Origin of the sequence: Hyphomonas sp. (genome assembly GCF_040882205.1) — a bacterium.
In the GTDB taxonomy this organism is placed as follows: Bacteria; Pseudomonadota; Alphaproteobacteria; order Caulobacterales; family Hyphomonadaceae; genus Hyphomonas.
The window spans coordinates 1-7,942 of the sequence record NZ_JBBEBT010000031.1 but is presented as its reverse complement, the minus strand read 5'-3'; the positions used below and the strand labels follow the sequence as shown (position 1 = coordinate 7,942).

General features: G+C 64.6%; 8 protein-coding genes. 3 read left to right on the top strand and 5 right to left on the bottom strand.

Going from position 1 to position 7,942, the window contains the following annotated elements; all coding sequences use genetic code 11:
* Nucleotides 1-612, top strand: a 612-nt coding sequence (lipB, locus tag WEA77_RS01810) for a lipoyl(octanoyl) transferase LipB (RefSeq protein WP_368066164.1), incomplete at its 5' end; no start/stop codon positions are given.
* A 4-nt stretch (nt 613-616) separates the two neighbouring features.
* On the opposite strand, the gene WEA77_RS01805 is transcribed toward lipB, so the two are convergent.
* From WEA77_RS01805 to WEA77_RS01785, 5 genes are all read right to left on the bottom strand, one after another.
* Nucleotides 617-1,378: a hypothetical protein gene (locus tag WEA77_RS01805; RefSeq protein WP_368066163.1), complete on the bottom strand. Its 762-nt coding sequence runs from the start codon at nt 1,376-1,378 to the stop codon at nt 617-619.
* A 23-nt stretch (nt 1,379-1,401) separates the two neighbouring features.
* Nucleotides 1,402-1,935: a DUF805 domain-containing protein gene (locus WEA77_RS01800; protein WP_368066162.1), complete on the bottom strand. Its 534-nt coding sequence runs from the start codon at nt 1,933-1,935 to the stop codon at nt 1,402-1,404.
* Nucleotides 1,936-2,069: 134 nt separating this feature from the next.
* A complete protein-coding gene (locus tag WEA77_RS01795) occupies nt 2,070-2,516 on the bottom strand; it encodes a DUF805 domain-containing protein (RefSeq protein WP_368066161.1) in 447 nt (148 codons plus the stop codon).
* Nucleotides 2,517-2,552: 36 nt separating this feature from the next.
* Nucleotides 2,553-3,086, bottom strand: coding sequence for a DUF805 domain-containing protein (locus WEA77_RS01790; protein ID WP_368066160.1), 534 nt, complete (start codon nt 3,084-3,086; stop codon nt 2,553-2,555).
* Nucleotides 3,087-3,256: 170 nt separating this feature from the next.
* A complete protein-coding gene (locus tag WEA77_RS01785) occupies nt 3,257-5,260 on the bottom strand; it encodes an acetyl-CoA carboxylase biotin carboxylase subunit (protein WP_368066159.1) in 2,004 nt (667 codons plus the stop codon).
* Nucleotides 5,261-5,772: 512 nt separating this feature from the next.
* Here WEA77_RS01785 and WEA77_RS01780 point away from each other — a divergent pair.
* Both WEA77_RS01780 and WEA77_RS01775 read left to right on the top strand, forming a co-directional pair.
* Nucleotides 5,773-6,786 carry a hypothetical protein gene (locus WEA77_RS01780; RefSeq protein ID WP_368066158.1) on the top strand — a complete coding sequence of 338 codons (1,014 nt, stop codon included), beginning with the start codon at nt 5,773-5,775 and terminating at the stop codon, nt 6,784-6,786.
* 93 nt (nt 6,787-6,879) lie between these two features.
* Nucleotides 6,880-7,695 (top strand): SDR family NAD(P)-dependent oxidoreductase, encoded by an 816-nt coding sequence (locus tag WEA77_RS01775; RefSeq protein ID WP_368066157.1) that lies wholly within the window; start codon nt 6,880-6,882, stop codon nt 7,693-7,695.
* Nucleotides 7,696-7,942: the final 247 nt, after the last annotated feature.

The window sequence follows — 7,942 nt, the reverse complement described above, 5'->3', positions numbered from 1 at the left end:
GCGATTCGCGAAGGCGAATCGCGCGAACTCGTCTGGTTTCTCGAGCATCCGCCCCTCTACACCGCCGGCACTTCGGCCAAGCCCGCTGACCTGAAAGACCCCGCCCGCTTCCCGGTTTTCGACGCGGGGCGCGGCGGTCAGTACACCTATCACGGTCCCGGCCAGCGCGTGGCCTACCTGATGCTCGACGTCGGCGCCCGCGGCCGCGACGTGCGCGCCTTTGTAGCCAGCCTTGAAGCCTGGATCATCCGGGCGCTGGCCGCCTTCAATGTGGATGCCGGCGTGCGCGAGGGCCGTGTCGGCGTCTGGGTGGACCGGACCGCGCCCGGCGGCCCGCTGCGCGAGGACAAGATCGCCGCCATCGGCGTGCGCCTAAAACGCTGGGTCAGCCTGCACGGCATCTCGCTGAACGTGGAGCCGGACCTCGCCCACTTCTCCGGCATCACGCCATGCGGCATCGAGGACGAGCGCTACGGCGTCACCAGCCTCGCCGGCCTCGGCCGCGTGATGACGATGGAAGAAGCCGACATGGCCTTGAAGGACGCCTTCGAGGCGGTGTTCTCCAGCAGGCTGGTGCGGGTCGCAGCGCCAGAGCTGAACGCGCCGGCTTAGGCTTCTAATCCCCGGCCAAAATTTCCTCTGGGGTCAGATCGCTGCCGGTACGAATGCGCCCCTCGCCGCCATTCGGCAGGCGCGCCACCCAGAGCAGCGACCAGATCATCACACCAAACGAGGTGAGCCACCAGACCGGCAGGCCCATCCCCATGCCGGCGGCCACGGCGGCCTGGCGTTCGCTTTGCGGCGGGCCAGGCGGGCCGCGCCGCTGCCTCTGCTTCCTTGCGCCGGTCTTGGCGGGCGCTTCGCTGTTGGCCTCGCCTTTCTTGGTTTCCGATTCCACCTTGGCGGCCGGCGGCGCGTTCAGCTGCCGGTGCTGCGCCGCGCCCATGCTGGTGCCGGCGGTATAGGCCGCCAGCCCGAGGATCATCGGCACAAGGACGATCACCGCCAGCCAGGCCGGCCGCTTTGCATCGGCGAGGCGCCGAGAATGACCCACGAAGGATGTGTATTCGGTCAATAGCGTGAACAGCGCAAACGGCACCAGCAGCGCCGGCACAGTGAATATAAACAGGTTCACCGGCGCGTTCCAGGCGTCCGACTTCATACCCGCGATGCCAACCACAAAGGCCGTGAATGCGGGCACCGCATACAGCAGCAGGCGCCCCATGAAACTGAACGTCCAGGCCCGGGTGAAATGCAGCTTGGGCGAACCGCCCAGCGGGTTCAGCAATGTCTGCACCCAGTTCATCTCGCCCGGTGCATCGCGCGCATCGCGGATCCAGGGACGACGCGGGTCAATCTCGCCGGTGGTCATGTTCATGGGCCGGTCGCCTTCTGCTTGGGTCAGGAAAAATCACCCGCACGCACATCGAGCGTGGGCGGGCCGTGACGGTTGGTCTTCGGGTCAGAGCGCATGCGGTAGGCCGCAAAGCCGGTAAAGGCGCTGCTGATCAGCAGGGTTGCCACCGAGGTCACTGCCGACAGACGCGCATATTCCGCCCCCCGCGCAGTCAGCGCTTCGAGGAAGGCATTGAGGCCGTCTGCCTCCATGACCTTCTGGAGGTCGGCCTGCATCTCATAGGCCTGCGGCGAAAGCACTGGCAGCAGGATCGCCGACAGTATCATGCTGAGAAAGCCGGTGCCCGCCAGGAATACCAGCCACAGCCAGGCGCTGAGCCCCGCATCATGCAGCCGCTTGCCGAACAGGCACACATACGGGAACACGACGGCATATTGCAGGATACCGAGGCCGGGTGAGACCACCGCCGCCAGAACGGTGATAACCATGAAGATGGCGGTCAGCACCACCAGGGCGCGCGCAAACGGCCTCGGGGAAAGGCGGCCCTGCGGCTCGAGGAACAGGAAGCGGTAGTCCATGGGACGGGGGTCGTTTCCTTGCAGTGGCCGGGCCGGGATCATACGCGCCCATATCCATAAACGATAAGGATGCGCAACAAAAAAGAGCCGGGCAGCGTGCCCGGCTCTTCCTGTTACACGGGTTATGCCCCGGGTTAAACGAAGACGTCAGCCGAACCGGCCGGATTTTTCGGGTCCGGGCCATATTTGTTGGCGCCGACCGTGCCGGGAATACAGGCGATCACGATCTGGGCGATCGAGGCCAGCAGGTTGATCAGCGGCACGAAGCCCAGCACCAGGAGGCCGAGATAGATCCAGCCCGTCTGGTTGATGTCATGCAGCCGGCGCACGAACAGCGCGATCGAGGGCACGATGATGCCCAGGCCATAGAGACCGAGCAGACCGACAATCACATAGCCGAGCGGGCCCATCTCGCCCGTCTCGAAATTCATTCCGCCCAGCGTCACGGCAAGCACGCCGCCCACACCGAATACGATGAGATTGAACAGCGTGACCCACCAATATTCCGAGCGGCGCGAGCGGCCCTGAAAATCGACGTATCGCGAGAAGAAAAGCTGGATGGCTTCCGGAAAAGTGACCATTGAGAGTACCCCTGATTATTATAATCTGTTGACGGATTAATTGAACGCGACACTGGCACCGGCAGGGCCGGGGCCATACTGGTTGTCATTCGGATCAGTCTTGAACAGGCCCATCACGGCGCCAACAATCCCTGTGGCAATCGCCGTGGAAAGAATGCCGGGAATGAGGCTCGCCTGCGCCATGCTTTTGGAGGCGTCCATCGCCGCGCCGAATGCCGCCGCCGGATCACCGCGCGAGGCGCGCTCGATTTCTTCCTGCATTTCGCCCTGTTGTGCCATCTGATCGATGCCGAACAGTCCGGGCAGGATCATGCTGGCAATCACCGACGCAACAATCGCCAGAACCACCATCGCAATCGTCAGCCATCCGGTCTTGCCGGCGTCATGGAAGCGTTTAACGTGCACGGCGATCCAAGGCCAGATGAACACGAGGCCGATCACGCTGAGGAACGGCGACACAAAGGCGCTGATCACGGAAAGGGCTGCGCTGATCCCGAGAAGCATCAGCACCGCGCGCCAGTAAGTCGGCTGGTCGATACGTCCGCCCGGAGAAAAAAGAAGGGTCATCATGGCTCGAGGCTCCAGGTGAGGGGGCGCCCGCCCCGCTCGTTGCTGTCCCAGTCAAAGTGGGGGGAAAGCGGGAAACCGCCCGCTGCTCCGCCCGAAAGGGCAGAATAGCAGGCCGAAACGGTTACCGGAACGTTAAGCCTGGCCGGCAGAACCCGTCAGCAGGCGGTACTTCAGGCGAATTCGACCATGATTTCATCGGCGGCGACGCTGTCACCGGCCTTCACGTTTATGGCCTTTACTTTGCCGTTTGCCGCTGCGCGGATGATGTTCTGCATCTTCATCGCCTCGACAATGCAGACCGCCTCGCCTTCCTGGACATCCTGGCCGAGCGCCACATCCATCGACACGACCAGCCCCGGCATCGGCGAAATCACCAGCTTGGAAGTGTCCGCCTTCGGCTTTTCCGGCAGGCGGGCATGCAGGTCTGCAACCATCGGCGTACAAACGAGCGCGCGCAGCGCCACGCCCCGGCTGCGGAAGAGATAGCCTTCGGTGCGGTCGGCAAATTTCACCGCAAACGGCTTGCCGTCCAGTACGCCTTCCACGAGATGCTGGCCCGGCTGCCAGGACGTCACGAGGCTGTGCGCCTTGGCGCCGTTCACGGCAATCTGCGCATCGCCGTTGCCGCCAAGGTCGATCGTCACCGGATGGTGCGCATCGCCAAGGATGACCACCCAGTCACGGCGCGGCTTTGCGGCCGCCGCTATCTTGCCGGACACCTGTCCGGCGCGGCGCGAAAAGAAAGCATGTACATAGGCCGCCGCGCTGATCAGCTGCAGCTCCTGCTCTTTCGTCGGCGCAACGCCCTGGAATCCTTCCGGGAACTGGTCCTTGATATAGGCCGTTGTGATATCGCCGGAGCGGAACCGCTTCTCGTCCATCACCGCCGCAATGAACGGGATATTGTCCTGGATGCCCTCGATATGGAACCGGTCCAGCGCCTCGCCGTGTACGTCCAGCGCAGTGTCTCTGTCCTTGCCCCAGGTCACGAGCTTGGCGATCATCGGGTCATAGAATATCGAGATCTCGTCGCCTTCGCGCACGCCTGAGTCCATGCGCACTTCACCCTTGCCGAGCTTACCTTCCGCAGGCGGATGGAAGCGTTTGAGGCGGCCAATTGAAGGCAGGAAGTTCCTGTACGGATCTTCCGCATACACACGGCTTTCCACCGCCCAGCCATTGATCTTGATATCAGACTGTTTCAGTTTCAGCTTCTCGCCGTAAGCGGAGCGGATCATCTGCTCGACAAGATCCACGCCGGTGATCATCTCGGTCACCGGATGCTCAACCTGCAGGCGGGTATTCATTTCGAGGAAGTAGAAGCCCTTGTCCTTGCCGGACGCGACAAACTCCACCGTGCCCGCACTGTCATAATTCACGGCCTTGGCCAGCGCCACGGCCTGCTCGCCCATCTTCTTGCGCGTCTCCGGATCGAGCAGAGGCGAGGGCGCTTCCTCGATGACCTTCTGGTTACGCCGCTGGATCGAGCATTCCCGCTCATTCAGCCACAGGCAGTTGCCGTGCTTGTCGCCCAGTACCTGGATTTCGATATGGCGCGGCTCGAGGATGAACTTCTCGATGAAGACGCGGTCGTCGCCGAACGAGGCCTTCGCCTCGGCCTTCACCGCCGGGAAGCCTTCCTCGACTTCCTTGTCATTCGCCGCAACCCGGATGCCCTTGCCGCCGCCTCCGGCCGAGGCCTTGATCATCACCGGATAGCCGATCTGCCTGGAGATCTTGATGGCTTCCCTGATGTCTTCGATCAGGCCCATATGGCCCGGCACCGTCGAGACGCCGGCTTCGGCCGCCAGCTTCTTTGAGGAAATCTTGTCGCCCATCGAATCGATGGCAAAGGCATTCGGGCCGATCCAGCCGATCCCCTCCTCTTCCAGCCTCTTTGCAAACGCTGCGTTCTCGGACAGGAAGCCGAAGCCCGGATGGATCGCCTCGGCGCCGGTCTGGCGGACCGCGTCAATGATCTTGTCGGCCACGAGGTAGGACTGCGCCGCCGGCGAGCCGCCGATATGCACGGCCTCATCCGCCATCTCGACCGCCATCGAGCCCGCATCGGCGTCGGAATAGACCACCACGGTCTTGATCCCCATGCGCCGGCACGTCTTGATGACGCGAACGGCAATCTCACCGCGGTTGGCAATCAAAATCTTGCTGAACATGCGCCCGGACGCCCTTCAAACTGCAAAAAACATGCCGAGTTAAGCCGCGCGCCGCGCCTTGTCCATGCTTACCTGTACGGCAAGATAGCGCGCCCCGCTCAGGCCGCTGCCGCCCGCCGAGGCGCACCCATACGAGCCAGATCAGCATCAGCCCAACCGGCAGGAAGGCCTCCACGACGGGAAAGGCCGACACCGCAAAACCCCGGGCAAAACCCCGGGCAAAACCTCGGGCAAAACCTTGAGCAGAACCTGCCTCTGCCCGAGGACAAACGGCCCCGCCGCAGTGAACAGCGAGAAGCACACCCGCCAGGGGTGGCGCGCCGCCCGCGCTGGCCCCCGAAATTTCCCGCCGCAGCAGCACGTTCAACTCGCCGCCAGCCCGGACGCCTGGGCCGGCATGTCCCCGGACACGGGCCAGGCTATACGGGCGCCAGAGGACGGTCCCCGGATTTTGCTTGACGCAACCCGCCCAAATATGTTAGTGAACGCTCACTAATAGGAGGAATACCCCCGTGTCCGTCATCCGTCTCGACCTTTCCGCCCTGCTCAAGGCCGGCAGCCTGACCGAAGCCGAAACGGCCCGGCTCACGGCCCTCGCCCTGCCGGACAAGCGCGGCAACCTCCTCGTCAATGTCCTCCTGATCTTCGGTGCCCTCGCCGTCTCCGCCGCCGCCATCGCGCTTGTCCCGAATGCCTCGACCGGCCTCACGCTTGCCCTCGCCGCCCTCGCCGGGGCCGAAGCCCTGCGCCGCCTCGCGCCGGGCGAAGCCTTCGGCGTCCTCTCGGCCGGCCTCGCCCTGATGGGCACGCTCGGCCTCGCCGGATGGATCGCCTGGCAGTTCGGCGATGCGCCCTCCGCCACCACAACCGCGCTGCTGATCACCGCCGTGCTGACCGGCGGCGCCGCCTGGTTCCGCTCCGCTTTCCTCGCCGCGCTCGCCGTCGTCGCCCTCGGCGCCGTCTTCGGGACGGGCACCGGCTACTGGCATGCCTCCTACGCGCTCTTCGCCGGGGAGCCAGTCATCTCCATTGCCGTCTTCGGCGCCCTCGCCGCCCTCTTCTACCGCGCGCGCAGCGCCGCCGGGGAGGCCTGGGCCCTGCTGCTCACGGTCGCCGCGCGCACAGCCATGTTCCTCGTCCACTTCGCCTTCTGGGTCGGCTCACTCTGGGGCGACGTGCTGGGCGATGCCGGGTGGAGCCAGTCGCGCTATGCAGACTATGGCGCCTACGAGGCCTGGGAGAAAACCGCGATCACGCTGCCGGAATGGCCCTTCTCCCTCGGCTGGGCCGCGCTCTGCCTGGCGCTTGCCCTGCGCACCCGGCGCGGCGGCTTCCTCTCGGTCAGCGCGCTCGTCTTCCTCGCCATCCATGCCTACACGCAATATTTCGAAGTCCTCGGCGCCGAGCCTGCCGCCCTGCTCTTTGCCGGTCTCACGCTGGTCGGCCTCGCCGTCGCCATCACCTGGCTGCTGCGCCGGGAACGCCTGGTGCCGGGCTCAGCCGAAAATGCTCCGTCTTCGGAGTAAATCCCCCCGGCCAACCGGCCCCGGTGGACAGGACACGACCCGCCGGGATACGAAGGCAGCCAGACAAAACAGAAAAACCCCGGGAGCAGAAACATGAACCAGCCCAAGGACCTCGAAGGCCGCAGCGCCCTCGTCACCGGATCGGCCACCGGCCTCGGCCGCTCGATCGCGCTCCGTCTCGCCGAGCGCGGTGCCAGCGTCATCATCAACTGCACCAAGTCAGTTGCGGACGGCGAGGCGACCGTCGCCGATTGCCAGAAAGCCGGCGCCCAGGCCCGCCTCATCCAGGCTGATGTCTCTACCGAGGAAGGCTGCGCGAAACTCGCCGAAGCCGCCGCCCAGTCCGGCCGGCTCGACATCCTCGTCAACAATGCCGGCATCACCAAGCATGCGCGCGACCATTCGGACCTCGACGCGCTGACGCGCGAGGATTTCCTGCACACTTATGCGGTGAACGTCGCCGGCCCCTTCCTGATGATGCAAAAAGTGAAGCCCCTCCTCGTCGAAGCCCACCGCCAGACCGGGCGCGCTTCGGCTGTCCTCAACGTCTCCTCCATCGCCGGCGTCACCGGCATCGGCTCCTCGGTCGCCTATGCCGCCACCAAGGGCGCGCTCAACACGATGACCCTCAGCCTCGCCCGGGCCCTGGCCCCGGCGATCCGCGTCAACGCCGTCTGCCCCGGTTTCATCGGCACCCGCTGGTTCAAGGACGAGATGAGCGCCGAGCAATACGCAAAGATGGAGGCCGGCGTCGCCGCTTCGGTCCCGCTGCATGTCGCCAGCGGCCCGGACGATATCGCCGACGCGGCGGTCTTCTTCCTCACCGATGCCTCCCGGCACGTGACCGGCGAAACCCTGATGGTCGACGCCGGCATGCACCTCGGTTATGCGCCGATGGTAGCCCGCTAGGGGCTGAACCTGTTGCGAATCCGCCACATAAGTGTGGATTCGCTGCATCGCACAAAGCTGAGGCAGGGGGCGCATCCCCTGCCCAAAACCCCGGCGAACCCCCATTCGCGCCCGCCTTTACCCCACGTTTGCCATCGAAATTTCTGTCACCCCCCTGCAGGTTTGGATTCGGCGCTCGATCAGGAGCGTGATGACAGAAGCGAGTTTCCTCCAAATGAAGAATAAATTCTCACGGGCCAGTCTGCTC